Here is a 25,292-nt window from a genome sequence, read left to right on the forward strand (position 1 = left end):
CTCAGCGCTTAAGCCTTGACGCGCAAAAGCTCCGCCGTCTCCTCCCACGCCGCCATCGCCGCCAAAAGCGCCGCCTCGGCCTCCGCGTGGCGCGTGCCGAGCTCAACCAGCGCCTCCGGCGAGAGCCCTTCGGGGTGCTCGAGCCTACCCGCGAGTTCCGCGAGCTCCGCCTCGAGCTCGCCAACGCGCGCTTCTAGGGCCTCGAGGTCGCGCTCCAGCTGCCACTTGGAGGGGGTCTTAGCGCCGCTCTGCTTGGGCGGCGCCGGCGCCTTGGCCTCGGGTGCGGCGGCTGCCTGGGGCGCCGCGCGCTCCTGGCGTTTGCGGGTGTAGAAGTCCCAATCACCCTCAAACGCCGTAAAGCGGCCCTCACGCACCTCCCACACGAGGTTCGTGGTCGCGGCGACGAAACGCCGGTCGTGCGAGACGACGAGCAGGGTGCCCTCAAACGCGGCCAGGGCGGCCTCGAGCGCCTCGATCATCTCGAGGTCTAGGTGGTTGGTCGGTTCGTCGAGCACCAGGAAGTTGTATGCGCCCAGGGTGAGCTTGAGGAGCGCCAAACGCGCCCGCTCGCCGCCGGAGAGGTCCGCCACGCGCTTAAACTGCGCTTCATAGGGGAACAGAAAGCGCCCCAGGAGGTTGTGCGCCTCGCGGTCGCCGACGAGCTTGATCACTTCGTCTAAGAGCGTCGCCTCGGGGTCGGCGCCGCGCAGCTCCTGGTCGTAGTAGCCGACGCGCACGCGGGCGCCGAAACGCAAGAGGGCGCGCGGGTCGTCGCTCTCGAGTTCGCCCAAAAGAAGCTTTAGCAGCGTGGACTTGCCCGCCCCGTTGGGGCCGACCAGCGCGACGCGCTCCCCGTAGCGGAGGGTAAAGCCGACGCCTTCAAAGAGCGTCTTGCCCTGGAACGCCTTGGAGAGGCTCTGCGCCTGCAAGACGATCTCGCCGGAGGGCTCGCTAGGGAAGGCGAAGCGGACGGTGCGCCCCTCGGGGTCGGCATCGGGCAGCATCTCGGCGGCGTAGCGCTCCGCGCGGCGCTCCATGGCCTTCGCGCGGCGGTGGAGCTTTTCGCTCTGCCCCGCCCAGCGCTTCATCTGCGTGGCGGCGGCCTCCAAGCGGGCGTGCTCTTTGTGTTGGTTCGCCCTTGTCGCCGCCTCGATACGCGCCTGTTCGGCTCGCGCCGCGCGGTAGCGGCTCGGGATGGCGTCCAGGGTGCGCAGCGTCCCGAGGGCGATCTCGGCCGTCGAGGTGCTCGCGGCGTCCAAAAAGGCGCGGTCGTGCGACACGAGCACGACCGCGCCGGGGTAACGGCCCAAGTAGCTCTCCAACCAGGCGCGCATCTCCATGTCGAGGTGGTTCGTCGGCTCGTCTAAAAGCAGCACGTCGGGCTGCGCCATCAGGAGGCGCGCCAGACCCAGGCGCGTCTTCTCGCCGCCGGAGAGGTGCGCCGCGACCTCCGCTTCGCGGCCGCGAAAACCGAGGGCGTAGAGGACGGCGTCGCGGCGGGCGCGGCGCTCGTAGCCGCCACGGCGCGCGAAGACCTCGTGCACCCCCTCCCACCGCGCATAGACCTCGGGGTCGTCCAGACCCTCGGCCTCGAGCGCCGCCAGGCGCCCCTCCAGCGCATCGAGGTCCGCAAAGGCGCGCTCGGCGAGCTCGAGCACGCTCACGCCGGGGGGAATCTCGGGGTCTTGCTCCAGCATCGCCACGGTGACGCCCTCGCGCCGGAAGACCGCGCCGCCGTCGGGCGCCTCGAGCCCCATGAGAAGCCGCAAGATGGTGGACTTACCCGCCCCGTTGCGGCCGATTAAAGCGACCCGCGAGGCGTCTCGCAGCTCGAGCGTCACGCCGTCTAAGACGACCTGTTCGCCGTAGAACTTGTCCACCCCCTGAAGCGCCGCGAGCAGCATAGGGGTCACTATAACGCTTTGCCGGGGGCGCTGAAACTCAAACCTCAAGCGCCGCACGCCCTTGGCCGCTTCCGGCGAGCGCGTCGGCGACCCCGTTCGCCCAAGCCGTGATGGCTTCCCAGTCACGAAAGTCCCCCCGCACGCCCCGCAGCGACGGATAGCGCCACCAATCCCCGACGCTTAAGCGTCTCGGCTCGAGGCGGCCCCCGAAGACCGCGTGGCCCTGCGGTTGGAGCTCGGCGAAGAGCGAGGTCAGCAGCCGTGGGTGCGTCCAGCCCTGCATCGTCTCGGTCGGTGCGGCGCCCGCCGTGCCGCTCGAAAAACACCAGAGCGGCCGCTGCGCCAACTCGGGCGCAAAGCGTCGGACGAAGTCGCTCGCCTCTACAAGCCAGTCGCCCTCATAGACGGCGCTGCCGAGCACCACCGCGCGGTAGGGCGCGAGCGCCTCCACCGCTTCGGCGGGGCAACAGTGAACCGCCAACCCGCGCGCCTCCAACACTCGAGCGACAGCCTCCGCGATCTCCCGCGTCGCCCCGTAACGACTTGCGTAGGCGACCAGCACCGGCTCTTTCATCCTGCCTCCTAACGGCGCTAGCAGGTACGTAAAGACGGTACCAGCAGCGATCCGCGAACCTGCTGCACAAAGCTCCTCACCCCGCGCTCCCATCCTCAACTCTAGCCCCCCCCCGCCCCCGCGCGCCGTCGGCGCGTCTCGGGCCCCGTGTAGGACTTTGGCCGACATCAGCCGGAAACACCGCCCCACACGAGGTGCGAACGCCGAAGCGAACACCGAGGGCAGGAGCGCCCTCGGTGTCGTAACGGTGTGGGGGCCGTGGCGGCTACTCACGCCGCCCATGGCCCTTGGTCACGAGAACGTCAGTCGACCGGCGCGACGTTCTCGATCAGGTACATGTTGTCGTTGAAGTCGCAGTTGGCCAGCGGAGTCTCCATGCAGTCGCCAGTCGAGACGTAGTCTTGCGCGGCGATGTAGGTCCCCGGGATGACCTCACCTTCGCGGTCTTTGGCGGGCCAGAGGCGGAACCCGAAGCGGCCGCCACCCGCCCCCAGGCTCGGGTCGGTGCTGTAGTTCGCCGAACGCATCTCAAAGGGGCCACTCGGCTCGAACTCGGCGCGCGCGACCTCGTCTGTGCCCTCGGCGAGCGGGAAGATCGTCTGGCTGTAGGCACCGTCGTTGCGGAACGAGACGAGCGGCGTCGAGGCGCCCTGTTCAAAGGCCTCAAAGGTGTCCCCTTGAGTGCAGCAAGAGTGAAAGGCCGCGATCTGCGTGACGCGCACGGGCAGGCTCGCGTCCAGCGGTCTCCAGTACGCCGAACGCACCTCGTCGCCGGCCAAGGGCGCGTCGGGCCCCGTGCTCGTCAACCCGCCCCGCGCATCGGTACCGAGCTCGGTCGTGTAGCCAAAGCCGCGGACGATCCCCTCGAGGAAGATCTCGCGGTTCCCTTCGGGGCGCAGCTGATAGATCCCCGCCAGCTCGATCTGGGTGCTCGCGCCGCGCGCGTCTTGGAGCTCCAGATAGCTTTCGATGATGCCCATCTCGTCGCCGGCGTGGATGAACTGCACGGTCAGGTCGTAGCTCTCCCCCGGATCCAAGACGAGCTCGCTCTCGCCGCCCGGTAAGGTAAAGTCAGCCGGTGAGGAGAGGGTCAGGGTGAGCTCCAAGGGGGCCTCGCCGGTGTTCTCGAGCTGCAACACGCCGGTGTCGACGTACACCAAATCAGCCCACGGCTCGGCCTCGGCGTCACAACCCGGGTCGTCCGGCGGCCAGCACAAGTTGCCGCTCGTGTCGTTGATGCGGTGCAGCACCAAGCGGTCATCGAAGGGGATCTCCAGGGGGTTGCGAACCGTCAGCGTCCCAACGTCACCGAGCGCCTCGTCGGTCGTCGAGAAGGTGCTCGTAAAGGCCTCGAAGGGGGTACCGACCTCATCGCGCAAAGCGCTCGTGACGCTGAAGCGGTAGGTCGTCGCGGGTTGCAGGGGCGCTTCTGGGCTCACGACGAGGGTGCTCCCGCCGTCCTCCAGGGTGCGCGTCGCGGCGACCGGAGCGCCGCTCTCTTCGGTCAGCGTCACCGACGCTTCCGAGAGCGTGGTCAGGTCGACCGCTCCCCCCGGCAGGTTGAGCTCGGCGCGCAGCGCGGCGTCTAGCGGCACTTGCGACGCGCCGTTGGGCGGGTCTATGGTGACGACTTGCGGCGCGTCGGCGGTCAGCTCGAGCGGGTCTAAAAGCGTGCACGCCGAGAGCCCAGCGAGCACCAAAGAGGCCGCGGCGAGGCGCTTCACGCCACCACCCGTACGCCTGAAGCGTCGGCCGCCAAAGCACTTTTCAAGCCGTCGGCGCATGTCGTTGGCGAAAATCGGGAGATCGTTGCACGCTCACAAAAGACCATAAAAGACCATCCTCTGAAGTCGAAACTCGGCTTAAGGGGTATGGCGGTTACGTTGGCTTGGGGTGAGTCAACTCTGCACAACTCTGACGAACGCAACACCACCTGCAGACGTTTCCTACCCTAGTCCCGACCCCTATGAGACTTGTGTGATGGCGCCCACGCTTTTCCCGCACCCACGGCTTCGTTCACGCCTTTGGCAACCACCCGCCAGCGGGTTCTCACCGCATCCCCACGAACCAACCCCAAACGATGGGGGTGCGGGTCGCGAAGGGCAGACCGACGCGACGGGTCACGGCGCCGACGACGCAACGCTGGCAAGTCGCGCAGCTGGCAAGTGGTGCAGCCGGCTCGCCGCGGCGTGCAGCTCACTCGATGAGCCCGTGCTGCAACGCGTAGCGCACCAACTCGGCGCGCGTCTTGAGGCCCAGCTTCTCCGCCGCGCGCTCGCGGTAGGTCGCCACCGTCTTGTCGCTGATGCCGAGCTCTTCGGCGATCTCCTTGTAGGTGCACCCCTGCGCGATACGCGCGAGGACGCTCCGCTCCCGTTCGGTCAGCCTTACGTGGCGGTAGGGGCCGCTCTCGGAGAGGTCGCGGGCGAGCTCGGCGAGCAGCCTCGCGGGCGCGTAGTACTCCCCCCGCGACACCGCTCTGATGGCGTCTAGCAGCTGCGTCTCAAGGGCGCTTTTGGGGACGTAGCCGTTGCCGCCCGCCTCGAGAAAGCCCCGCACGTACTCCGGGTCCTCGTGCATCGACAGCGCGATAAGCCGCACGCTCGGCAGGCGCGCCTTGAGCGACCTGGCGGTCTCGATCCCGTTCATCCCGGGGAGGGTGAGGTCCAAGAGGACGATGTCGGGCGCGAGCTCGGGGACGCGCTCGAGCGCCGCCTCGCCGCTGTCGGCCTCCCCGACGACGAGGGCGCCGCCGTGCGCCTCGAGGAGCAGGCGGATCCCCGAACGCACCACCGCGTGGTCATCGACGAGAAACAGACGAGGTTGTGCCACGTCCCTCCCTACGCTCTACCGTACCCCATCGCAGCCGGGTTCTGGTGACTTAATCCCTTTGGGCTTCCGCATAGCCGTCGAGGGGGTCGTGGCCTGTAGCCTGTAGCTTGTGGCCCGTGGATCACGACGAGGCACGCGCGCTTGCCAGGCGTCAGACCAACGGTCGGACTGAGCATCACGAACCTAGACGTCGCACCTCACCCCCTCCGCCCTAGACCACCTGACGTACCGGGAGGCGCGGCGGGTAGACGGGCAGCTCGAGCAGCGTCCCCCCCTCCCCCGACAGCGCCGCCGCCACGAACGCCCGCGCCAAGGCGTCGGGGTGGATGAGGTGCCGCGCCGCCTCCTCCGAGAGCCGCGCGCGGTTGGTGCGCGTGTCGACGGTGCCCATCGGGAAGATGATCCCGACTCCCACATGGCTGCCCTGCAGCTCCGCGTCGAGCGCGCGCAAAAAGCTCGCCACGGCGCCCTTGGCCGCCGCGAAGAGGCTGCGGCCCGCCGCCCGCTCCCCGTACGCCTCCCCCGCGGCGATGCCGGCGATAAAGGCCTCCTCGCGCCTCCTCAGGGCGGGCAACACGGCCTTGACGGTGTAAAAGAGCGTCTGCACGTTCGTCGCAAAAGCGCGCTCAAAGTCGGCCTCGTGCACCTCGTCGACGCGCCCCATCACCACCTCGCCGACGAGGTGCACGAGGCCGTCGACGCGCCCGAACTGCGCTTCAGCCTGTGCGACGACCGCTTGGGCGCTCCCAAAGCTGCTGAGGTCGGCTTCGAAAGCGGGGGTGTTAAAGCTGTGGGCCCGCCCCGTGACGCGCACCGCCTCGCGGTCGATGAGCACGAGCTGCGCGCCCTCGCGGCGAAAGGCAGCTTCGACCGCCCCAGCCACGGTCCCCCCCGCGCCGGTTATCAAGATCACCTTGTCTCGCAGTGTGCGCATGCCGCACCTCCTTATGCTCATGCATGAGTTCACCCAATGCCGATGCTGAAACCGTGCCTAGCGCCGAGCGGTGACACCTCGAGAGGGGAGGTGACCCCAGCTTCAGCCGCTTGACGTACCTGTAGCCACGCCTCATGCTAACGGGCGACCGGGGGGCTGGGGTGCGCGAAACCTTGACGCGGTTGTCGGGAAAAAGCTGACGCAGCCGCGCGTGCGCTACGAGGCTCTGAGGGGCGCTTGTGAGGATTTGACGCCTCACGAACGCGCGGTCGGGGCGCGCACCGCCTTTTCACCGTCCTCGGCGCGTCGCCCGCTCACCCCACAAAGACGCCCGCACGTCGACGTTGTAAACCACCTCCTCGACCTGCCACCGCGCCCAGGGCGCGCCGTCACCGAACCAGGTGAGCGCGCTCTTTGTCAGCACCGTGCGGCCCGCGAGCGCCTCCCAAACGAGCGCTTCGCATAGCCAGAGGGTTTTTGCGGCGTCCGCAGCCCCTTTGTAGCGCATCGCCTCCAAGAGGTGCAACAGGCCCGTCTCAGGATGAAAACGCGCCACGAAGCGCTCCTCGAGCCCGCCGAAGGGCACCACCAAGAGCGCCGTGGCCTCGTCGACCGCCTCCCAACGCACGCGCGGGTCGGTAATGAAAAGCGCGGGGAACCAGACGGCTTCGGCCCACCCCCCCAAGTTGGCGGCCTGGTCCACTTTGGGCCCCTCTACGACGCCAAAGGGCAGCTCGAGCCGGCTCGTGCCATCTACGTAGCGCTCCCTGAGGCGCACCACGGGGCGGCCGAAGAGCGTCACCTCGAGGTCGTGCCGGTAGCCCCGCCCCACGGCGTGGGTGAAGCGGAAGCGCGCTGGGAAGACGAGGCCGCCCAGGCGCAGCTTGGCCCGGCCCGTGACGACCGCCGAGGTGATCACCGGCACCCGCTCCCCGTAGAGGCGCCGGTAGAAGCGCGCTACGGGGGCGGGCAGCCCTTCCGGCAAGGGGACGGTGCCGAGCGCCGGCTCCGCCTCGGGGTAGGGCGGGAAGGGGGCGGGTCTGACCCGCAAACCGAGCGCACCGGCGGCGAGCGGGAGCGCGGCTACGCCGAGCGCGGTGAGGAGGCCCTTACGCGGCACGGCGCGCCCCTATCGGGTGCCGGGGGCGCTCAGCGCGGCGGCGATCTCCCGCGCCCAGCCGCGAACCGCCTCCCAATCCCGAAAGTCGCCCTCGGGCGCCCCCACGACGCGCGCGATGAGCCGCTCGCCCCACCCCAAACCCCGCCGCTCGAGCTTGCCGACAAACACGCGGTGGTCGCGCACAAAGACCCCCTCGAGGGGCGCAGCGAGCCGCGCCGGGTCGTTGTCGGGTTGCGGGTCCGCCCCCAAGGGGCCGCTGCTAAAGACCCACACGGGCCGCGCGGAGAGCGCCTCGTGCTGCGCTTCGGCGAAGCGTTTGGCCTCCGGCAGCCAAGCCCCCATATAGATGGCGCTGCCCAGGACCACCGCGTCATACGGCGTTACGCTCACGTCACCCGCTGCCCCCTTGACCTCGGCGGTGTGCCCCGCCAGAGCAAGCTCTTCCGCCACGACCTCGGCGATCTCCTGCGTGCTGCCGTGCTTGCTGGCGACAACCACCAAAACCTTCATGTGCGCCTCCTGCTGGGCTCGGGCTGCTTTGCAGCCTCGGCGTTGCCGAACAAAAGCCCCGTAAAGACGATGCCGGCCCACGCCCAGTGCTCATGGGTGAGACGCTCGAGCCCCTTGAGAACCCCAAACGTCGGCCTCGACCATAGGGCCCAGATGATCAACAGCGGGAACAGACCCAGAACGCTGAAGAGAATCAGCCCTGGAATGAGAAAGTCGGCAAAAAGGCTGCCCTCAAGCAGGCTAACGGGCATCCCTAACCCGCCTCCCGACGGGTCGGCGAGGAGGCTGTAGCCGCCAAAGAGGGCGTTCGCACTTAGCAAGAGCAGCAGCGCCATGAGCACGTAGACGCTAGCAGGGCGAGCCTTAGCGGCAGGTGCGCGGTTAGTGTTAGCCATAACCATCCTCGTTCTCGTGGGCAGCACCGTCTCGCAGCGTCTCTAAGGGGTGCCGCACGGCTGTGCTCCACTTCGGTAGAGCACAGGAGAGCGGAAGCGCGCTCGAAGGCGTCAGCACGATGTTCCAGAGGAGCCTCTACCGACTGTAGAACACGCTTTAAAAGGGCGCGAGAAGGTGGAGCTGCGGCGGAGGCGCAGCAGCCCCTCGTCGGTAGGGTGTTGGGGCGACGAGAGGGGGTGGAGCTTGACGACCACCCTCACCGCCGACACCTTCATAGACCGTACCCTCACGGCGTGCTCAACTAGGTTTTGAAACGCGTCCCCCTTTCCGAACTAGCGAGGTCGCGCGTGCGCCGCCGACCCCAGGCGAAATAGGCGAGGGGACCGACGACGTTGACAAAGACCGCCACGCTCCAAAAGCTCCGCCGCCCCCGGATCTGCGCCGCACGGCGGTGCGAAAGGTCCCAGAGGGCCGAGCTCAGCAGCGCGAGCTGCACGCCAGCCCCCAGGATCGTCGCGGTCTGCTCGCCGAGCGAGAGGTCTCGCCAGCTTTTGCGTCCTTTGGCAGGTATCATCTGGTCAGCGACGCTCTCACGTTAAAAAGAGACGTTCTGCTCGCACATTCTAAGATGAAATCCCGCTACCCCGTTGGGGTGAGACCGGCAGCGACGTTTCGTAAAACTGCCCTACCCGTCATCACTCACCTCCCCGTCGGGTTTAGGGGTGCTCAAGGGCGCGCTGAGCGGTTCTGCGGCGCCCGCTTGCGTCCCCTCGGTCCCGACGACACCTAGCGTCTCACCAACCTTGACCACGAACGTGTCCGCCAACTTGTCGTGCCAACCTTGGCGGTTGGCGTCAAAAAGCGCCCAGAGCCAACCGAGCCCGAAGGCGAGCCCGTTAAGCACGTAACCGAGGTAGCGCAGCACGGCGTCGGCGTCCGTGAGCGCACCCCCGTCCACCTTGACCACCCGCAGGTTAAGCAGCATCTTGCCGGGTGTCTGGCCCTGATGGCGCGTCAGGAAGTACCACTGGTAGGCTAGGCCGAGAGCGAAACCGAGGGCGCCGCCGAGGCGCGAGTCGGAGCGGAAGAGAAGGCCGCTGACGACACCCAAGAGGAGGCCGTCGAGGATCAGCGCGATCAGGCGCTCCCCAATCCCAGCTAGGGTCTGTCTGACAGAAGGGCTGACTGATGTTTTAGGGTAAAGGCATGGCACGGACGGACTTAAGCGAGAAACAGTGGCGAGCGTTAAAAGCGCATTTACCTGCGAATCCCCAACGCGGCCACGCCTACGTTGACCATCGCCGAGTTATCAACGGCATTTTGTGGCGGCTCAAGACTGGAGCACCTTGGCGAGATGTTCCTGAGCGCTACGGAGCCTGGCAAACCTGCTGGGACCGGTTCACGAGGTGGGAACGTAGCGGTGACTGGCAGCGCATCCTACAAGCCCTTCAAGCGCATGCCGACGCCACAGGCGATATTGACTGGGACGGAGCGGCCTTGGACAGCAGTCACATCAAAGCCCACCGGAGCGCTGCAGGTGCGAGAAAGCGGCCCGCCGAGGGCGAAAAAAGGGGGGCTTGACAGATGAGTGGTTAGGCCACTCGCGTGGCGGGCATACCAGCAAAGTTCATGTCTGTGCTGATGGGAAGGTTCGCCCCCTGTCCCTTGTCGTGACCGCCGGGCAACGCAACGATGCCGCTTGGTTGGAGCGGGTGCTCGACGAGATACACGTACCACGTTTAGGTAGAGGGCGACCCCGAAAGCGCCCCTCACAGCTCCGCTTGGACCGGGCTTACAGCTTTAAGAAGCAGCGCCAAGGGTTGAGGCGACGGAACATTCGCTGTATCAGCCCTGAGCGAGAAGACGCCAAAAAGCACCGGCTCGCCAAGGGCTCCAAAGGTGGGCGTCCACCTGCTTTTGATACCAAGGCGTACAAGGGGCGCAACGTCATTGAGCGCTGCATCAACCGACTTAAAGACTTTCGTGCTGTAGCAACCCGCTATGACAAGCGGGGTCGGAACTACCTCGCGGGCGTGCTTGTCGCCTCCATTATCCTCTGGCTCTAATCAGTCAGACAGACCCTAGGTCGGTTCGCGTTGTGGCGGTCGTCATGATGTGTCCCCTTTTGTCGAAACGAGGTTACAGCTTACGTTTTAGGTCTCAGCCGCCTCGCTCCACGGTGATGGCGCCCACCCCGCCGCGGACGCGCAGGTCCACGCGGTGCTCGGCGGTGTCGTAGTCCGGCGACCGGTAGAGGTCGCCGTCGCGAACAAAGTCCCCCCGCACGCTCACCGCCCCGATACCCCGCGACACCTCGAGCCGCACCGCCACCCCCTCGGGGATGCGCACCGTCGCCGCCCCGACGCCCGTATCGAGCGCCGCCTCGTAGCGCCCGCGGCGCGGCAGCGTCAGCACCGTCTCCCCCACCCCGGTCGAGACCTCGAGCCCGGAGAGCTGCGCCTCCCTTAGCTCGAGGACGGCGCGCCCGACCCCCGTATCCAGGCTGAGCCTCACCGGCACGGACGGGTTGAGGGACAGCCGCCACGGCTGCCCGCCCCCCCGGACGCTCAGGCCGCGCTGCGCAGCGCTCTGCAGCGTAAAGACGGCTACCCCGCCGCGCTCCGCAAAGCGCTGCGTGACGCGCTCGTTGGGCCCGAGCGGCAACGTACCCGAGACCAAAAGACCGGGTTCGGCGGCGGTGTCGAGGTGCAAGGCGCTCACCCCGGTCTGAAGGTGCACCTCCGCCGAGCGCGCCCCCCCGAGCGGTTGCGCGACGCGCTCGAGGGTCGCGGCGCGCCCGAGCCACGCCGCGCCACCCCCGCTCGCGAGCACCGCCCCTAGCGCGAGCGCGCCGAGCACCACGGCGAGGCGGTAGCGCCCCCCCAGCAAGAGGTCCACCCCGGCGGCGATCAGCGCGAGCGGCCAGAGGTTGAGGAGCGCCCACCCGTCCACGCGCAACCAGCCCACACCGTTTAAGAAGAGGAGCAACCCCAGGCCGATGAGCACGAGCGGCAGGGGCCGCTGACGAACGCGCGACGTCACGGTCTACACCCCCTTGGACCCCGGCCCCTCGGTCGGGGGCGGGAGGCGTCGCCCGCGCCAGAGGAGGAGGGCGCCGAGGGCGATGAGTAGAAGCGGCAGCGCGGGGCCGCCCCCACCGCTGGCGAGCAGCACGAAGAGCGCCAGCGCGAGCAAGCCGAGCGCCGGGAAGAGCGCCCAGCGCTGTTTGCCCTCCCCCTCCGGCAGCCTGTAGAGCACCCCGAAGGTCGCCGCGAGGCCGAGGAAGAGCGCGGCGCCCGCGTCCACCCCCAGCGCTGCCCCGAGAGCCGAAGCGTCAAGCCACGCGACGACACCCAGCGTCAGGAGCACACCAGCCGGGATGAGCGCCCACCAGCGCCGCCGATCGTCGCGGTAGAGCGCGGCAAACCCCACCCCGATGAGCCCCAGGAAAAGGCCACCCGACGCCGCTCCTGGGACGAGCGTCGCGAGACCGAGGGCGAAGAGGGCAAACGCCGGCAACAGCGCCCACCAACGGGTGCGGTCCTCGCGGTAGACGAGCCAGAACGCCGCCCCGAGCCCGAGGAAGAGAAGCGCCCAGAGCCAAGCGCTCGCCCAAGCGAGCAGACCGAGGTTGGCCGCGAGAAAGAGGACGCCGACGCCGATGAGCAGTGCGGCGAGGCGCCGTGAGTGGGTGGGTGACCGGGGGGCGTGCATGATGTCCTCCGAAAAAATCCCGTAGCGCAGCGTTGGCTAGCGCGTAGGGGGTTCGCCGCGTTCCGCCGCCTCGCGGACGACCTCGAGCTTGACCTTACCGACGAGCGCCGCGAGCGCCCCCAAAGCGGCCAGCAGGGGCGCGGCCAGCGTGAGGATGCCCCCCGCCACCACCCCTAGGGTCAGCGGCACGCTGAGGAGCTCCTTGCCACCCCGCTTGATCAACACCCGCTTGGCGCTGTTTTCCTGTAACAGCGCCTCTATGCGTTCCACCAGCCCGCGCCCCGCGACCTCGACCTCCTCGACCCACGTGCGCTTCTTCGCCCCTGCAGCGCCGGTCGTCTGGGTGGTGGCCTGGGTCGTAGCCCCCGTGCTGCTCTGCTTGGTGTCCTGTGCGGTGCTCTGCGTGGTACCCGGTGTTCCGGTCTCGTTGGCCCTCCCCGTCGTTTCGTCCGCCTGCGTGTTCACCGTCGCCTCCTCTGCCTTCGTCCGACCCCGCCGCTGGCGCTACGGCGTCCCCTGGTCGATGATGCGCGCGACCGCCGAGAGCTCGAGCCCGATCAAATAGAGCACGTCGTCGAGAGTAAAAAATCCCGACAGCTGGCCGTAGCGGTCCACCACCGGAAAGCGCCGCACGCCGCGGTCTTTCATGATCTCGAGCGCCTCGAAGAGCCCGAGCTCCTCCTCTAACACCGTCGGGCGGGGGGTCATCACCTCCTCGACGGCAGTCGTTTTCGGATCGCGCCCGGCGGCGACGACCCTGAGCGCGATGTCGCGGTCCGTGAGGATGCCGCAGGGCTTCCCCCCTTCGACGACCACCAGGCAACCGACGTTGCGCGCCCTTAAAAGCTCCGCCGCCTCGAGGACGCTCGCGCGCAACCCCGTCGTCACGACCTCCTCGCGGGCAAAATTAAGCAAACTCATCGTCCGCACCTCCTTAAGCCACGCTACGGCTTCCGGGGGGCGGCCGCATCCTCAGGGATGCCGACGGGGTGTCGGAGTTTTACCGACGCCCTGCGCGCGGGCTCAGGACGCGGGCAGCAGCACCGCCGAACCCTCGAGGGTCCCCGCCCGCAGCGCCTCGAGCGCTTCGTTGGCCTGCGCCAGCGCGAACGCCTGCACGTGGGGGCGTAAGGCGAGGGTGGGGAGGAGGGCGAAAAACGCGCGCGCGTCGTCGCGCGTCAAGTTGGCGACCGAGCGCACGGTGCGCTCCTCCCAGAGGAGCCGGTAGGGAAAGCTCGGGATGTCGCTCATGTGGATGCCGCCACAGACCACCGTGCCCCCCTTGCGCACCGCCGCTAGCGCGCGCACCACGAGCGGCCCGGCGGGCGCGAAGATGATCGCGGCGTCGAGCGGCTCCGGCGGCGCCTCGTCCGAACCCCCCGCCCAGGCCGCCCCGAGAGAGAGCGCGAAGCGCTGCCCCGCGGCGTCGCCGGGCCGGGTAAAGGCGTAGACCTCCCCCCCTTGGGCGCGCACGACTTGGGTGAGGATGTGCGCGGCGGAGCCGAAGCCGTAGAGCCCCAGGCGCTCTGCGGGACCCGCCAAGCGGAGCGCGCGGTAACCGATGAGCCCCGCGCAGAGTAGCGGCGCGGCCTCGAGGTCCGTAAAGCCCTCGGGCAGCGGAAAGCAGAAACGGTGGTCGGCGAGCGCGTACTCGGCGTAGCCGCCGTCTATGTCGTAACCGGTAAAGCGCGCGCGGTCACAGAGATTCTCCTGCCCCGCGCGGCAGTAGCGGCAGCCCCCGCAGGTCCACCCGAGCCAGGGCACCCCGACGCGCGCGCCGAGCTCGAGCCCGCGCACCTCCTCGCCGCACGCGCTGACCTCGCCGACGATCTGGTGGCCGAGCACGAGCGGCAGCTTAGGACGCGGCAGCTCCCCGTCAAGGATGTGCAGATCGGTGCGGCACACCCCGCAGGCGCGCACCTTGAGGAGCACCTGGTGGGGCCCCGGCTGCGGGCGCGGCCGCTCTTGCAGCGCGAGTGGCGCGCGCGGCCGCTCGAGCACGGCCGCGCGCATGGTCTTTTCCACGAGACCCTTTTACCTTACGCCCCGTCCTCGGGGTGCCGGATCATCAGGTAGGGCTTTTTGGCCCGCCGCAGCGCCCCCTCGGCGACCGAGCCGAACACGAAGCGGTTAAACCCGCGCCGCCCGTGCGTCCCCATCACCACCAGGTCGTGCGCGTCTTCGGCCTTGTGAATCGCCTCCACGGGGTGCTGCCGCTCGGCGAGCTGCACCTGGCAGGGGACCCCCGCCTCCTGCGCGAGCACCTGCGCGCGCGCGAGCGCCTCCTCGGCGGCGCGCTTGAGGTCCTCGTAGAGCTGCGGTTCGTAGGCGAGCGCCCCGGGGGTGGCGTACATCGGCAGCGCGGGGTCCTCCAGGGCGTACAAAAAGGTGACGGTCGCGCCCAAGGCTTTGGCGAGCGTCAGGCCCTGCCGGATCGCCGCCTCGCTGCACGCACTCCCGTCGGTCGGCATCAGCATGCGCTTCATCGCTTCTCCTCTCTTGAGCTCACGTAATGCTTAGGCACAGCTTAGGGAGCCCCCAGGGGGGCGTCAAGCCGGAAAGCCCGACGCCGCTGTCGGGGTTTTTACGACGCCTGTTGACAGGAGGCTTCGGGGCGCGCTTCGGGGCACGTCACGTCCGCGCGTCACGGCCCCCGAGCGGCAGCCGCGCGCTCAAGGTGGTCCCGCGCCCGGGAGCGCTCTCGAGGCGCAAGGAGCCGCCCAAAAGCTCGAGCCGCTCGCGCATCCCCAGCAGGCCGACGTGCCCGTCCGTGGGGGGGCGGCTGGTGTCGAAGCCGACGCCGTCGTCCTCGACGGTGAGCTGCACCCGCGCGCGCGTCGCGGTGAGCACCACCGACGCGTGCGCCGCGCGCGCGTGCCGCACGACGTTGTTGAGCGCCTCCTGGAGCACGCGGTAGACCACGATCTCCTGCTGGCGCGTGAGGCGCTCCGGCAGGTGCACGAGCAGGTCGACCCTCACCCCCGAGCTCTCGGCGAGCTCGCGGACGAAGCGCCGCGCGGCCGCCTCGAGCCCCAACTCGTCTAAGAGCGCCGGGCGCAGGTCGCGCGAGATGCGCCGCACGTCCTCCAAGGTCTCGGCGACGAGCCGCCTAAGCGCCCCGAGCGCCTCCGGGGTGGGGTTGTCGAGCGCGGCGTTGAGCCCCAGACCGAGCGCCGTCAGGGCTTGGCCGACCCCGTCGTGCAGGTCGCGCGAGATGCGCGCCCGCTCCTCCTCTTGGGCGCTCAACAGGGCCTCGAGCGCCCGCTGCCGCGCGGTCACGTCCATCACCAGAGCGGCCCCCCGCGTGGCGCGCCCCGCCTCGTCGGTGAGCAGCACGCTCGACCACTCGCAGAGCAGCAGGCGCCCGTCTTTGGTGCGGTTCCGGAAGGTGCCGCGCTCCCCCGTGGGCGCCACTTGGCCGGCCAGGAGCGCCCGCAACGCGGGGTCGTCGTCGACGAGCAGCTGCTCGGCGCGCAGCTTGCCGACGGCCTCGTCGGCGGTGTAGCCGAAAAGCCGCTCCGCCGCCGGGTTCCAAGCCAGCAGCAGACCGTCCGGCAAGCGCCACTCGAGCACCGCCAGGGGGGTCTTTTCGACGTGGAGCGCGGCGCGTTGGGCGCTCTCGCGCAGCGCCTGCTGCGCCCGCACCCGCTCGCTGATGTCGAGCGCGACGGCGACGAACACGCCCGCATCCTCCGCCTCGAGGCAGGTCTCGGGGTGCGCGCCCTCGGGGCGGTACTGCAGGTGCACCTCGACGGGGTAGGTACTCCCGTCCTTGCGGCGGTGCAGCGTCTGCAGCTGCGCGCTGCGCCGCGCGCCCGCGCGCAGAGGGGCGAGCAGCGCCCTTAGCTCCGCGTGGCTTAGGGGCGTGAGGTCTAGGAGCGTGCGCACCCGCAGCTCTTCGGTGGTGTAGCCGAGGTTGCGGCGCGCCCCCTCGTTGACGAAAGTAAAGCGCAGCGAGCGGGCGTCGAAGAGGTAGATCTCGTTTAACGACGCCTCGAGCACCCCCCCCAGACGCGCGAGCTCCGCCGCCGAGCGTTTGCGCTCGCGCAGGTCGCGTATCGCCGCCACCACCAGGTCGCCTTCGGCGGCCCTAAGGGGCGTCAAGCTGATCTCGACGGGGATCTCCGCGCCGCTTTTATGCCGCGCGAAGAGGTCCAGACCGCTCCCCATCGGCCGCGCCCGCGGGCTCGCGAAAAAGGCCGCCTGGTCGCGCGCGTGCTGCGCGCGGTAGCGCTCGGGAATCAGGCAGTCCAGGGGGTGGCCGAGGAGCTCCTCGCGGGCGTAGCCCAACAGCGCCTCCAAGCGGGCGTTCACGCGGCGGATGCGCCCGCGCGCGTCGACCACCAAGAGCGCGTCGAGGGGCGACTCGAGGAGCGCGTCGAAGTGCGCCCCCGCCCACGTGCGCCCCTCCGTTTCCGAAGCAGCTGCGCGTTCACCCTCCACCCTCCTAGCCTAACGGAAGCGCTGGACAAGGGTTGCGTCGCGCAGCGCCGAGCCGCTGCGCACCCCCGACACACCGCACCTCAACCGGTCACCCCGTGTCCCCCGACGATCTCATCAGTGTAGGTGTTGAGCCGCCCGATGATGGCGAGCGCCGCCTCCTCGCCGACCCCGTGCGCGCGCAGCGTCTCGAGCAAGATCCCGACAAAGCGTGCGAAGTGCTCCCGCGAGATCCCCCGGCCGTGGTGCGCGTACGCGAGCGGCACCCCGGTGTAGCGCACCGGACCGCCCAGGGCCGCGCTAAAAAACTCGCGCTGCATCCGGCGGAGCTTGTCCATCTCCACGCCGACGAAAAAGGGGTGCAACCCGGGGTCGGCGAGCACGCGGTCGTAGAACTCCTCGACCATCCCCTCGATCGCGCGCTCGCCGCCGAGCTCGTCGTAAAGGCTCCGGCTGCTCATCTCCCGCAACCTCCCGCCTAGCGCTCCTGCTGGCGCGCCAGCAGCGCCGCCGCGATCTCCGCCCCCCACGCCCGGATGGCGTCCCAGTCGCGCAGGTCGGCCGAGGCGCTTCGCAGCGCGGGGTTGACGAGCCAGTCGTCGAGCGACAGCTTCTCCCCCTCGACGCGGCCCGCAAACCGCCGCACGCCGCGCGGTTGGATAAGCGCCACAAGCGGCGCCAAGGGCTCCGGGGGGGCGGTGTCGGCCGCGCTCGCCTCCGTCCCCGCCTCCGTTGATCCCGACGAAAAGAGCCACACGGGCTTCTGGGCGAGCTCGCTCTGAAAGCTCTCTAAGAGCTCGGTCGCCTCCGGCAGCCACGCCCCGAAGTACACGCCGCTGCCGAGCACCACGGCGTCATAGGGGCGCACCCGCGTCACCTCGTCGGCGGGGTACACGTCAACCTCGAGGCCGCGCGCGCGCAAGGCGTCGGCGACGACTTCGGCGATCTCCCGCACCCCGCCGTAGCGGCTCGCGTAGGCCACCAGCACCCGCGGCGCCATCAGACCCGCTCCTCTGCGCGCGCGCGCTCCGCGTCTAAGACGACCGGCAGGGTCCGCAGCACCGAGTCGGGGGTGAGGCTGATCGAGTCGATCCCGCGAGCGACCAGGAACGCGGCGAAGTCCGGGTAGTCCGAGGGGGCTTGGCCGCAGATGCCGACCTTGCGCCCGGCGGCGTGCGCCGCCTCGATAAGGAGCGCGCAGGCGTGCTCGACCGCCGGGTTCCGCTCGTCGAAGAGCGGCGCGACCCGCTCGCTGTCGCGGTCTAAACCCAAGGTGAGCTGCGTGAGGTCGTTTGAACCGATGGAGAAGCCGTCGAAGAGCGCGGCGAAGTCGCGCGCCCCCCAGATGTTCGACGGCAGCTCGGCCATCACGTAGACCTCCAGACCACCCTCGCCGCGCCGCAGACCGCCCTCCTCCATGACCTCGAGCACCCGCCGCCCCTCCTCGGGGGTGCGGCAAAAGGGCACCATCACCTTGAGGTTATCCAGCCCGAAGGTCTCACGGACCCGGCGCACGGCGGCGAGCTCGAGCATGAAACCCTCCTTGTAGTCGGGGTGGTAGTAGCGGCTCGCCCCGCGCCAGCCGAGCATCGGGTTCTCCTCCTTGGGTTCGAAGAGCTCGCCGCCCAACAGGTGTGCGTACTCGTTCGTCTTAAAGTCCGAAAAGCGTAAGATCACCTCGCGCGGGTAAAAGGCCGCCGCGAGCGTGCCGATCCCCTGGGCGAGCTTGTCGACGAAAAACTCGGGTTTGCTCGAGTAACCCTGCGTCAGCGCGTCGACCTGGTGTTTGACGCGCGTCGGCAACCCGTCGTAGCGGGTGAGCGCCAGGGGGTGGACGCCGACCCAGCTCGCGAAGATAAACTCCATGCGCGCGAGCCCCACCCCGGCGACCGGCAGCTGCGCGGTGCGAAAGGCCAGCTCGGGGTTGCCCAGGTTGACCATCATCCGGGTGCGGGGCTGCTCTAAAGCCGCTAGGTCGACCTCCTCGACGCTGTAGGGGAGTTCGCCCTCGTAGAGGCGCCCGAGCTCCCCCTCGACGGTCGAGAGCGTCACCGGCGCGCCGTCCGGCACCGCCTCCAAGGCGCCCGCGGCGCCCACCAGCGCCGGGATGCCGAGCTCGCGCGCCACGATGGCCGCGTGCGACACCCGCCCGCCGCGCTCGGTGACGATGCCCGCAGCGAGCTTCATGATGGGTTCCCAGTCGGGGTCGGTGATCTCGGTGACCAAGACCTCGCCCGGTTTAAAGGCGGCCATCCCGCGCGGGTCGTCGATGACGCGCGTGCGCCCCGTCGCCACCGCCTGCCCGACCGCTAGGCCCTCGACCAAGACGCGGCCTCGCTCCTTGAGGTCGTAGACCTTGTAGGTCAGCCCGCTGTCCTGGCTGTGGACCGTCTCGGGCCGCGCCTGCACGATGTAGAGCTCACCCGTCAGACCGTCTTTGGCCCACTCGATGTCCATGGGGGTGTCCGCGCCGCGCTTTTTCGAGTAGTGCCGCTCGATCATGGTCGCCCAGCGGGCGAGCTCGAGCACGTCGTCGTCACCTACCGAGAAGCGGGCGCGGTCCTCGGGGTCGGTCGGCCGGTTCGTTAGGCGGTGCGCGCTCTCGTCGTAGGTGAGGCGAAACTCCTTGGCGCCGAGCTTTTTCCACACCAAGGGGCGGTAGCCCGCCTCAAGGCGCTCTTTATGCACGTAAAAGGCGTCGGGCACCACCCGCCCCTGGACGATGTTCTCACCCAGGCCCCAGATCGCGTTGACGAACACCACGTTCCGGAAACCCGTCTCGGTGTCTAAGGTAAAGATCACCCCGCTGCTCGCGAGGTCGCTGCGGACCATGTGCTGCACGCCGACCGAGAGCGCCACCTGGAGGTGATCGAAACCCATGTCCTCGCGGTAGCCGATCGCCCGGGTGGTGAACAAGCTGGCGAAGGCGCGCCGGACGGTCGCTAGCAGTTCGGCCTCGCCGTGAACCATGAGAAAGCTTTCCTGCTGCCCCGCAAACGAGGCGTTGGGCAGGTCCTCGGCGGTGGCCGACGAGCGCACCGCCACGTAAGCCTCCGGCACCCCCACCTCGGCCGAGAGCACGCGGTAGGCCGCCGCGATCTCCGCTTGGAGTGCCGCCGGAAAACGCCCCGCGAGGATCAGGTTGCGGATCTTTTGCGCGCGCGCGCTCATGTCCGCCACGTCACCCCGCCCGAGCCCTTTCAAAAGGTCGCGGATGGGCGCCTCGAGGTCGTTTTCGGCCAGAAACGCTCGGTACCCCTCGGCGGTGACCGAAAAGCCGTCCGGTACGCGGATGCCAAGGCTCGCGAGCTCCCTTAACATCTCACCTAACGAGGCGTTTTTGCCCCCGACGAGGGGGACGTCGTCGATGCTGGTCTCTTTAAAGGGACGCACGTAACGCATCTGCGGCTCCTTCCGTAGGGCCGGGAACGTTCGGCGGGGAACGCGCGCAGCCCACCTCACCCCCAGCCTAGAGGCGCACGGGGCGCGCGCCATCGGCGACTCTCCCACCCCAGGGTCGGGGTTTCTCCGACAGGCACACACACCATGGCGCAGCGCGCAGAAAAGCGCCAGAGCGGCCGGTAGAGTAGCTGCATGGACCTGGCTTTTAACGGACGTTTGGCGGTCGTGACGGGGGCGGACTCGGGGATCGGGTTGAGCACCGCGCAGCTTCTGGCAGCGGAGGGCGCGCGCGTGCTGATGAGCGACACCGACGAAAGGGCGCTCGAGCGGGCCGCCGCGCAGGTCAGGGAAGCCGTTCCCGGCGCCGAGGTCTTCGCCGTCGCGGCCGACCTCACGAAGCCCCAGGAGGTCGCGGCCCTTCTCAAGGCGGCGGACGAACGGGGCGGGGCGGCGGCGCTCGCGCACCTCGCGGGGGCGCGGGGGGCGGCGGGCGACTTTCTCGAGCTGAGCGACGCGGACTGGCTCGAAACGCTCGACGTCGACCTTCTGGGGGCGGTGCGCGTCTGCCGCGCCTTGATCCCCGGGATGCGCGCGCGCGGCTACGGGCGCATCGTGCTCACCGCTTCGGAGAACGCCCTGCAGCCTTACACCGAGGAGACCCCCTACAACGCCGCAAAGGCCGCCATCATCAACCTCGCCAAGGGGCTCTCCAAGGCCTACGGCAAGGATGGCGTACACGTCAACGTCGTCTCACCCGCCTATATCGAGACGCCCATGACCGACGCGATGATGGCCGAGCGCGCCAAGGAGCTCGGGGTGAGCGTCGAGGAGGCCGTCGCGAGCTTTTTGGCCGAAGAGCGCCCCGGCATCACCTTAAAGCGGCGCGGCCGCCCCGAAGAGGTCGCGCGCGTCGTCGCCTTTTTGTGCTCCGACCTAGCGAGCTTTGTGGACGGGTCCAACTACCGCGTCGATGGGGGCGCCGTTCAGACGGCGTTCGGTTAGGCGTCTTGCTAAGCACATCGAGGTCGGGGCGCGACCTGCTGCGATGTACGGGGACAGGGTCAGTCGCTTCGCCCGACGGGTGTGCAGCCCGCCCCGGAGCAGCGCAACGGCGGCTCGGGATCACCGACCCCACGAACCGGATCCAGAGGTCGTCATAGACGCGTCCGGTAGGTCCCGGCGCCTGGAACGCTGCCCTGCGCCCCCCCAAGCCACCACCGTCTCACGGGTGCTTTACCCCGCGGCGGTTTTGCCTCGGGGGGTGCGGGCTGCTATAATGGGGCGTACTAATCGCAAAGCCCAGCGGGCGAGGTCCGTGGTGACACGTCTAGGTCGGTCTGCAGGGGCCACAAGGGCACACTCACCGCGTCGAAGCGGGGCGCTGGTCACGCTCGGCGCACCTACGCAGCGCTCGCCCGAACGGGCCGCTACGGGTCAGCGTAGCAGAAAGGATGTCTTTTAGATCCAACCCTCGTGGGGATCCCTCGAACCTTTGGCGCCCCCTAAGCCCAAACCCCAACGCCGAAACGAGGTCTGCATGAAAAAACCGCTTCTTCTCGGTACGTCCGCCCTCCTCCTCGCCGGTAGCTCGGCGCTCGCGCAGCAAGACGTGACCATCCGCTGGATGGCGGGCAACACGGCCATCGCCATGGAGACCACCCAGGCGATGGCGCAGATGTACATGGACGCCAACCCGCACACCATCGGCGGCGAGGAGTACAACGTCACCGTCGAGGTCATCCAGGGGCCCGAGTCGGCCTCGGACCGCTACGCTCTGTACCTGCAGTTCTTTCAGGCGCAGTCGGCCGAAGCGGACATCCTAGAGATCGACGTCATCTGGCCCGGCGACCTTGCCGAGCACCTCGTCGACCTCTACGAGTACGAGGGCGTTGCGGAGGACGTCCAGGCGCACTTCCCGGCGATCGTCGAGAACAACACCGTCGACGGCCGTTTGGTGGGCATACCCGCCTTTACCGACGCGGGGCTCTTGTACTACCGCTCGGATCTGCTGGAGGAATACGGCTTCGACGGCCCCCCCGAAACCTGGGCCGAGCTCGAGGAGATGGCCCGCACCATCGTGGAGGGTGAGAGCGCGGACAACCCCGACTTTACTGGCTTCGTCTGGCAGGGTCAGGCGTACGAAGGGCTGACCTGTAACGCGCTCGAGTGGATCGCCTCGTTTGGCGGCGGCACCATCGTCAGCCAAGAGGGGCAGATCGAGGTCTTTAACGACCAAGCCATCGCCGCGCTGGAAACGGCCGCCGGTTGGGTCGGCACCATCTCGCCGCAGGCGGTCACGGGCTTTCAAGAGGAGGACGCGAGGCGCATCTTCACCGCCGGCAACGCCGTGTTTATGCGCAACTGGCCGTATGCGTACGCCCTCTTGGTCGACGCCGAGGGCGACGTCACGACCGAGAACGTCGGCATCACCACGCTGCCCGCCGGCGAAGAGGGCGGCACCCCCGCGGCCACCTTGGGCGGCTGGCAGTACGGCGTCAACCGCTACAGCAACAACCCCGAAGTCGCGGTCGACGTCGCCCGCTTTATGGCGTCGCGCGAGGGCCAGCTCTACCGCGCCCTCAACGAGGGGTTGCTCCCCACCATCGAAGCGCTCTACGAAGACGAGGAGCTGCTCGGTTCCCCCTACGCGTGGTTTGCCGACCTGCTGCCGGTCTTCCAGTCGGCCGTCGCGCGCCCCTCGACGCCGACCGCGCCGCGCTACAACGAGGTCTCGCGCGCTTTCTTTACCGCCGTGCACGGCGTCTTGATGGGCACGACCGACGCCGAAACGGCGCTCGGCGAGCTTGAATTCACCCTCGAAGAGCTCACCGGCCTGCCGGTCGCCGGCGGCGCGCAAGAGGTCGCCTCGAGGTAAGCGCTCCCTACCCCTAGCGAACCGGGTCAGTCCACTGGCCCGGTTTTTTTTGCGGCGAGCGAGGCCCCGCGCGGCCCGTGCGGGGAGCGGCAAACCGCTACCGCTTCTTTAGCGGGCGCACTCCGAGCCGCTGCCGCGCCCTCTCACGCACGCGCGCGACCGGCCAACTGCCTAGACCGCCACGCGGCAGCGCTCCACGACCTCGGCGAAGCGCTCGGCGGCGAAGCGCACCCCCGCCTCGGTGACGCCGCGGCCCAAGGAGAAGCGGACGCTCGCTTTGGCCTCCGCGCGGCTTAGACCCATCGCCAAGAGCACGTGCGACGGCTCGAGCGACCCCGCAGCGCACGCCGACCCCGCGCTCGCGGCCACCCCGGCGCCGTCGAGCCCCATGAGCAGGTCTTCACCGTCGACCCCCGCGACGCGCACGTTGAGGTGTTTCGGACCGCGCGGCGCCCCCGCGGCGTTGCGCTGCACGCCCGGGTGCTGCAGCAACAACCCCTCCAGAAGGTCGCGCAGCGCGCCGAGGGCGCGCGCGTCGTCGGCGGCGCGCTCCTTAGCGAGCGTCGCCGCTTCGCCGAAACCGACGATGGCGGGAACATTCAGCGTCCCCGCGCGCAGCCCGCGCTCCTGCTCGCCCCCCACGAGCAGAGGGGGCAGCTCGAGGCCGCTGCGCACGAAAAGGGCGCCCACGCCTTTGGGTCCGTAGGCTTTGTGCGCCGAGATTGCGAGCATGTCTACGCCCAAAGCACCCACGTCTACGGGTAGCGACCCGAACGCCTGCACCGCGTCGCAGAAGAGGCGCGCGCCCGCGCGGTGAGCGAGCTCGCTCACCGCGGGGATGTCGGTGAGGACACCCGTTTCGTTGTTGACGAGCATGAGCGCCACCAAAGCGGTGTCGTCTCGTAGCGCGGCCGCGACGGCCTCGGGGAGGATCTCGCCGCGCGCGTTCGGCGTGAGGTAGGTGACCGGCCACCCCTGCGCCTCGAGCAGCCGGCAGGTCGCGAGCACCGCCGAGTGCTCGAGCGCGCTCGTAATGATGTGTTTGCCGGGGTGCAGCGCGGCGAAGCTGCGCAGGGCGTGGTTGTCGGCCTCGGTCGCGCCCGAGGTAAAGGTCAGGGTGCGGGGTGGGGCGCCGATCGCCGCCGCGACCCGCTCGCGCGCCTCTTCGACCGCGCGGCGCGCGCGCTGACCGTAGGCGTGCAGCGACGACGGGTTACCGAAGTCCTCGGCGAGCGCCCGCTGCATCGCCGCCAACACGGCCGGGTCGAGCGGCGTGGTCGCTGCGTAGTCGAGGTAGACGTTCACGGGGTGATTGTAACGCGCTGCCGCAGGGCTCAGGCGCTCACCGCCGACGTCGCGCGAAGACGCGGCCCGCCCCTACGCAGCGCAGCGGCCGCAGGACAACCGAGTGCCTCCCGGCCACCACCGCGAGCTGCGGCGCTTTTTACCGAAGCTCCCCGTGACCGCCGAGGCGCCCTCGCGCTGCGCGATCCGCTCGGGTCGCTCTAAAGCTCAACCAGGAGAGGCTTAGTTGGGGGCTTCGCTAAAGCGTTCGGGGAGCGGCTCGAGCTGCAAAAGCTGCCGCTCGGCCACGAGGTCGCCGATGGTGGTGCTGCCGAGCACCTCGCGCACGGCGCGGTCGACCCGCTCCCAGAGCGACTGCGTCGAGCAGTTGCCGGTGTACTCGCAGCAGGCTTCGTCCTCGATGCAAGCGACCGGGGCGAGGCTCCCTTCCATCAGCTCGACGACCTCGAGGGCGGTCACCTCGTGCATGGGGCGCGCCATGCGGTAGCCGCCATAGGCGCCCCGCACCGACTCGACGATCCCCGCGCGGCGCAGCACCGCGACGATCTGCTCGAGGTAGTGCTGGCTGATGCCCTGCCGCTCAGACACCACTTTGAGGCTCGTCGTCTCGCCCGACAGCGCGATCTCGACAAGGGCCCGCATGCCGTACTGTGCTCGCGTCGAAATCCACATAACCCGCTCTCCCATCCCCCAACGCGCTACCACAAAGAGCCGAGCGCGCACCTGTAGGGGCACTTTAGTATACCGGCGCAGCCCACGCAGCGTCAAGAAATCGGAACGATTCCGAAGTTTTGGGTATGCCGGAGCTGCAAGGAGAGGTGGGCGAGCGAGAGCAGATGCGCGGGGCGAAACGGTTTGCGCAGGCTCGGAAAAGGCGCCGCGCCCCCGCGCGCCGTGAGGTAGATGACCGGCGTCCCCGAGGCGCTCAGCGGGTGGCAGAGCGACGGGTGATCTTCCGTGTCAAGGTCCCAGACGATGAGGTCCGGAGCGAAGCGCTGCAGGGCGCGTAGCGCCAGAGCCGGCGTAGAGACGGCCTGAACGCTAAAACCATCCCGTTCGAAACCTTGGGCCAGGATCCCCCGTAACCACCCCTCTTGTTCGATGATCAGGACGCGACGCACACTTTGGAGTCTAAGGGGGTGTCAGCGGGTTGTCTGTGCGCCTTGAGCTCAGCGCGCGCTAAAGGGGGGGTACGGTAAAGAGCGCGCCGCTGAGGCCTACGCTATACTGGCTTGCCGCTCAAACCGGCGGCGCGCCCTTGGCGCCATCTCCCCTTGGAGCTCCCT

General features: G+C 69.0%; 26 protein-coding genes. 3 read left to right on the forward strand and 23 right to left on the reverse strand.

The features are described from left to right. Positions 1–8: 8 nt before the first annotated feature. From abc-f to TRAD_RS08855, 10 genes are all read right to left on the reverse strand, one after another. The gene (gene abc-f / locus TRAD_RS08810; protein WP_013178264.1) at positions 9–1,904 is read right to left on the reverse strand and encodes a ribosomal protection-like ABC-F family protein; all 1,896 of its coding nucleotides are present in this window, start codon (positions 1,902–1,904) and stop codon (positions 9–11) included. 37 nt (positions 1,905–1,941) lie between these two features. Then, positions 1,942–2,478, reverse strand: a complete 537-nt coding sequence (locus tag TRAD_RS08815) for a flavodoxin domain-containing protein (RefSeq protein WP_013178265.1) — start codon at positions 2,476–2,478, stop codon at positions 1,942–1,944. A gap of 302 nt (positions 2,479–2,780) precedes the next feature. Beyond that, a complete protein-coding gene (locus TRAD_RS08820; protein WP_013178266.1) occupies positions 2,781–4,202 on the reverse strand; it encodes an Ig-like domain-containing domain in 1,422 nt (473 codons plus the stop codon). A gap of 472 nt (positions 4,203–4,674) precedes the next feature. Next, the gene (locus TRAD_RS08825; protein WP_013178267.1) at positions 4,675–5,310 is read right to left on the reverse strand and encodes a response regulator; all 636 of its coding nucleotides are present in this window, start codon (positions 5,308–5,310) and stop codon (positions 4,675–4,677) included. Positions 5,311–5,521: 211 nt separating this feature from the next. Beyond that, positions 5,522–6,244 carry an SDR family oxidoreductase gene (locus TRAD_RS08830; RefSeq protein ID WP_013178268.1) on the reverse strand — a complete coding sequence of 241 codons (723 nt, stop codon included), beginning with the start codon at positions 6,242–6,244 and terminating at the stop codon, positions 5,522–5,524. Positions 6,245–6,533: 289 nt separating this feature from the next. Then, positions 6,534–7,364: a DUF6544 family protein gene (locus TRAD_RS08835; RefSeq protein ID WP_013178269.1), complete on the reverse strand. Its 831-nt coding sequence runs from the start codon at positions 7,362–7,364 to the stop codon at positions 6,534–6,536. 9 nt (positions 7,365–7,373) lie between these two features. Then, positions 7,374–7,874 (reverse strand): flavodoxin domain-containing protein, encoded by a 501-nt coding sequence (locus tag TRAD_RS08840; RefSeq protein WP_013178270.1) that lies wholly within the window; start codon positions 7,872–7,874, stop codon positions 7,374–7,376. Further along, on the reverse strand, positions 7,871–8,269 hold the full coding sequence (locus TRAD_RS15265; RefSeq protein WP_013178271.1) for a hypothetical protein: 399 nt from the start codon (positions 8,267–8,269) through the stop codon (positions 7,871–7,873). Before TRAD_RS15265 ends, TRAD_RS08840 begins: the two co-directional genes overlap by 4 nt. A gap of 302 nt (positions 8,270–8,571) precedes the next feature. Continuing rightward, positions 8,572–8,844, reverse strand: coding sequence for a PLDc N-terminal domain-containing protein (locus TRAD_RS08850; protein WP_013178272.1), 273 nt, complete (start codon positions 8,842–8,844; stop codon positions 8,572–8,574). Positions 8,845–8,955: 111 nt separating this feature from the next. Then, the gene (locus tag TRAD_RS08855) at positions 8,956–9,483 is read right to left on the reverse strand and encodes an RDD family protein (RefSeq protein ID WP_013178273.1); all 528 of its coding nucleotides are present in this window, start codon (positions 9,481–9,483) and stop codon (positions 8,956–8,958) included. Here TRAD_RS08855 and TRAD_RS15710 point away from each other — a divergent pair. Beyond that, positions 9,477–10,336, forward strand: a protein-coding gene (locus TRAD_RS15710; protein WP_148221177.1) for an IS5 family transposase whose coding sequence is annotated in 2 segments (ribosomal slippage) — positions 9,477–9,831 and positions 9,831–10,336 — 861 coding nt in all. Because the reading frame shifts where the segments join, the coding sequence is not laid out codon by codon here. The two genes, TRAD_RS08855 and TRAD_RS15710, sit on opposite strands and share 7 nt — an antisense overlap. A gap of 94 nt (positions 10,337–10,430) precedes the next feature. Here TRAD_RS15710 and TRAD_RS08860 read toward each other — a convergent pair. The 10 genes from TRAD_RS08860 to ppsA all read right to left on the reverse strand — a co-directional run bounded on the left by TRAD_RS08860 (position 10,431) and on the right by ppsA (position 19,826). Continuing rightward, positions 10,431–11,312 (reverse strand): LiaF domain-containing protein, encoded by an 882-nt coding sequence (locus tag TRAD_RS08860; RefSeq protein ID WP_013178274.1) that lies wholly within the window; start codon positions 11,310–11,312, stop codon positions 10,431–10,433. A gap of 3 nt (positions 11,313–11,315) precedes the next feature. Next, the gene (locus TRAD_RS08865; RefSeq protein WP_013178275.1) at positions 11,316–11,984 is read right to left on the reverse strand and encodes a hypothetical protein; all 669 of its coding nucleotides are present in this window, start codon (positions 11,982–11,984) and stop codon (positions 11,316–11,318) included. 36 nt (positions 11,985–12,020) lie between these two features. Continuing rightward, a complete protein-coding gene (locus TRAD_RS16520; RefSeq protein ID WP_013178276.1) occupies positions 12,021–12,449 on the reverse strand; it encodes a DUF4342 domain-containing protein in 429 nt (142 codons plus the stop codon). Between the two features lie 39 nt (positions 12,450–12,488). Continuing rightward, positions 12,489–12,905, reverse strand: a complete 417-nt coding sequence (locus TRAD_RS08875) for a CBS domain-containing protein (RefSeq protein WP_013178277.1) — start codon at positions 12,903–12,905, stop codon at positions 12,489–12,491. A gap of 102 nt (positions 12,906–13,007) precedes the next feature. Beyond that, positions 13,008–13,997, reverse strand: coding sequence for a zinc-dependent alcohol dehydrogenase family protein (locus TRAD_RS08880; protein ID WP_013178278.1), 990 nt, complete (start codon positions 13,995–13,997; stop codon positions 13,008–13,010). 26 nt (positions 13,998–14,023) lie between these two features. Further along, positions 14,024–14,470, reverse strand: coding sequence for a universal stress protein (locus TRAD_RS08885; RefSeq protein WP_013178279.1), 447 nt, complete (start codon positions 14,468–14,470; stop codon positions 14,024–14,026). Between the two features lie 145 nt (positions 14,471–14,615). Further along, the gene (locus TRAD_RS15270) at positions 14,616–16,427 is read right to left on the reverse strand and encodes a sensor histidine kinase (RefSeq protein WP_013178280.1); all 1,812 of its coding nucleotides are present in this window, start codon (positions 16,425–16,427) and stop codon (positions 14,616–14,618) included. Between the two features lie 80 nt (positions 16,428–16,507). After that, complete coding sequence (locus tag TRAD_RS08895) at positions 16,508–16,885, reverse strand: group I truncated hemoglobin (protein WP_013178281.1); 378 nt, start codon at positions 16,883–16,885, stop codon at positions 16,508–16,510. A 17-nt stretch (positions 16,886–16,902) separates the two neighbouring features. Then, entirely contained in the window at positions 16,903–17,424 is a 522-nt protein-coding gene (locus tag TRAD_RS08900; protein WP_013178282.1) for a flavodoxin domain-containing protein, read from the reverse strand. Continuing rightward, positions 17,424–19,826, reverse strand: a complete 2,403-nt coding sequence (ppsA, locus tag TRAD_RS08905; protein WP_013178283.1) for a phosphoenolpyruvate synthase — start codon at positions 19,824–19,826, stop codon at positions 17,424–17,426. The genes TRAD_RS08900 and ppsA overlap by 1 nt, the downstream gene beginning before the upstream one ends. 192 nt (positions 19,827–20,018) lie before the next feature. On the opposite strand from ppsA, the gene TRAD_RS08910 reads away from it, so the two are divergent. Both TRAD_RS08910 and TRAD_RS08915 read left to right on the forward strand, forming a co-directional pair. Beyond that, positions 20,019–20,828 carry an SDR family NAD(P)-dependent oxidoreductase gene (locus TRAD_RS08910; protein WP_013178284.1) on the forward strand — a complete coding sequence of 270 codons (810 nt, stop codon included), beginning with the start codon at positions 20,019–20,021 and terminating at the stop codon, positions 20,826–20,828. 535 nt (positions 20,829–21,363) lie between these two features. Continuing rightward, positions 21,364–22,701 carry an ABC transporter substrate-binding protein gene (locus TRAD_RS08915; protein WP_013178285.1) on the forward strand — a complete coding sequence of 446 codons (1,338 nt, stop codon included), beginning with the start codon at positions 21,364–21,366 and terminating at the stop codon, positions 22,699–22,701. A gap of 171 nt (positions 22,702–22,872) precedes the next feature. Here the strand turns inward: TRAD_RS08915 and TRAD_RS08920 are convergent, their stop codons facing one another. The 3 genes from TRAD_RS08920 to TRAD_RS08930 form a co-directional block, all read right to left on the reverse strand. Beyond that, positions 22,873–24,006: a cysteine desulfurase family protein gene (locus TRAD_RS08920; protein ID WP_013178286.1), complete on the reverse strand. Its 1,134-nt coding sequence runs from the start codon at positions 24,004–24,006 to the stop codon at positions 22,873–22,875. Positions 24,007–24,228: 222 nt separating this feature from the next. Beyond that, positions 24,229–24,678: an RrF2 family transcriptional regulator gene (locus tag TRAD_RS08925; RefSeq protein ID WP_013178287.1), complete on the reverse strand. Its 450-nt coding sequence runs from the start codon at positions 24,676–24,678 to the stop codon at positions 24,229–24,231. Between the two features lie 92 nt (positions 24,679–24,770). Continuing rightward, a complete protein-coding gene (locus TRAD_RS08930; RefSeq protein ID WP_013178288.1) occupies positions 24,771–25,127 on the reverse strand; it encodes a response regulator transcription factor in 357 nt (118 codons plus the stop codon). Positions 25,128–25,292 lie beyond the last annotated feature (165 nt).

Source organism: Truepera radiovictrix DSM 17093 (genome assembly GCF_000092425.1).
Classification (GTDB): domain Bacteria; phylum Deinococcota; class Deinococci; order Deinococcales; family Trueperaceae; genus Truepera; species Truepera radiovictrix.

Bases quoted from the DNA above. Each gene is read 5' to 3' on its own strand.
- TRAD_RS08900 (WP_013178282.1), bottom strand. From the start codon at position 17,424: ATGGCGCCGCGGGTGCTGGTGGCCTACGCGAGCCGCTACGGCGGGGTG.
- TRAD_RS08880 (WP_013178278.1), bottom strand. From the start codon at position 13,997: ATGCGCGCGGCCGTGCTCGAGCGGCCGCGCGCGCCACTCGCGCTGCAA.
- TRAD_RS08865 (WP_013178275.1), bottom strand. From the start codon at position 11,984: ATGCACGCCCCCCGGTCACCCACCCACTCACGGCGCCTCGCCGCACTG.
- TRAD_RS08925 (WP_013178287.1), bottom strand. From the start codon at position 24,678: ATGTGGATTTCGACGCGAGCACAGTACGGCATGCGGGCCCTTGTCGAG.
- TRAD_RS08830 (WP_013178268.1), bottom strand. From the start codon at position 6,244: ATGCGCACACTGCGAGACAAGGTGATCTTGATAACCGGCGCGGGGGGG.
- ppsA (WP_013178283.1), bottom strand. From the start codon at position 19,826: ATGCGTTACGTGCGTCCCTTTAAAGAGACCAGCATCGACGACGTCCCC.
- TRAD_RS08910 (WP_013178284.1), top strand. From the start codon at position 20,019: ATGGACCTGGCTTTTAACGGACGTTTGGCGGTCGTGACGGGGGCGGAC.
- TRAD_RS08915 (WP_013178285.1), top strand. From the start codon at position 21,364: ATGAAAAAACCGCTTCTTCTCGGTACGTCCGCCCTCCTCCTCGCCGGT.
- TRAD_RS08815 (WP_013178265.1), bottom strand. From the start codon at position 2,478: ATGAAAGAGCCGGTGCTGGTCGCCTACGCAAGTCGTTACGGGGCGACG.
- TRAD_RS08850 (WP_013178272.1), bottom strand. From the start codon at position 8,844: ATGATACCTGCCAAAGGACGCAAAAGCTGGCGAGACCTCTCGCTCGGC.
- TRAD_RS15265 (WP_013178271.1), bottom strand. From the start codon at position 8,269: ATGGCTAACACTAACCGCGCACCTGCCGCTAAGGCTCGCCCTGCTAGC.
- TRAD_RS08875 (WP_013178277.1), bottom strand. From the start codon at position 12,905: ATGAGTTTGCTTAATTTTGCCCGCGAGGAGGTCGTGACGACGGGGTTG.
- TRAD_RS08840 (WP_013178270.1), bottom strand. From the start codon at position 7,874: ATGAAGGTTTTGGTGGTTGTCGCCAGCAAGCACGGCAGCACGCAGGAG.
- TRAD_RS08895 (WP_013178281.1), bottom strand. From the start codon at position 16,885: ATGAGCAGCCGGAGCCTTTACGACGAGCTCGGCGGCGAGCGCGCGATC.
- abc-f (WP_013178264.1), bottom strand. From the start codon at position 1,904: ATGCTGCTCGCGGCGCTTCAGGGGGTGGACAAGTTCTACGGCGAACAG.
- TRAD_RS08885 (WP_013178279.1), bottom strand. From the start codon at position 14,470: ATGAAGCGCATGCTGATGCCGACCGACGGGAGTGCGTGCAGCGAGGCG.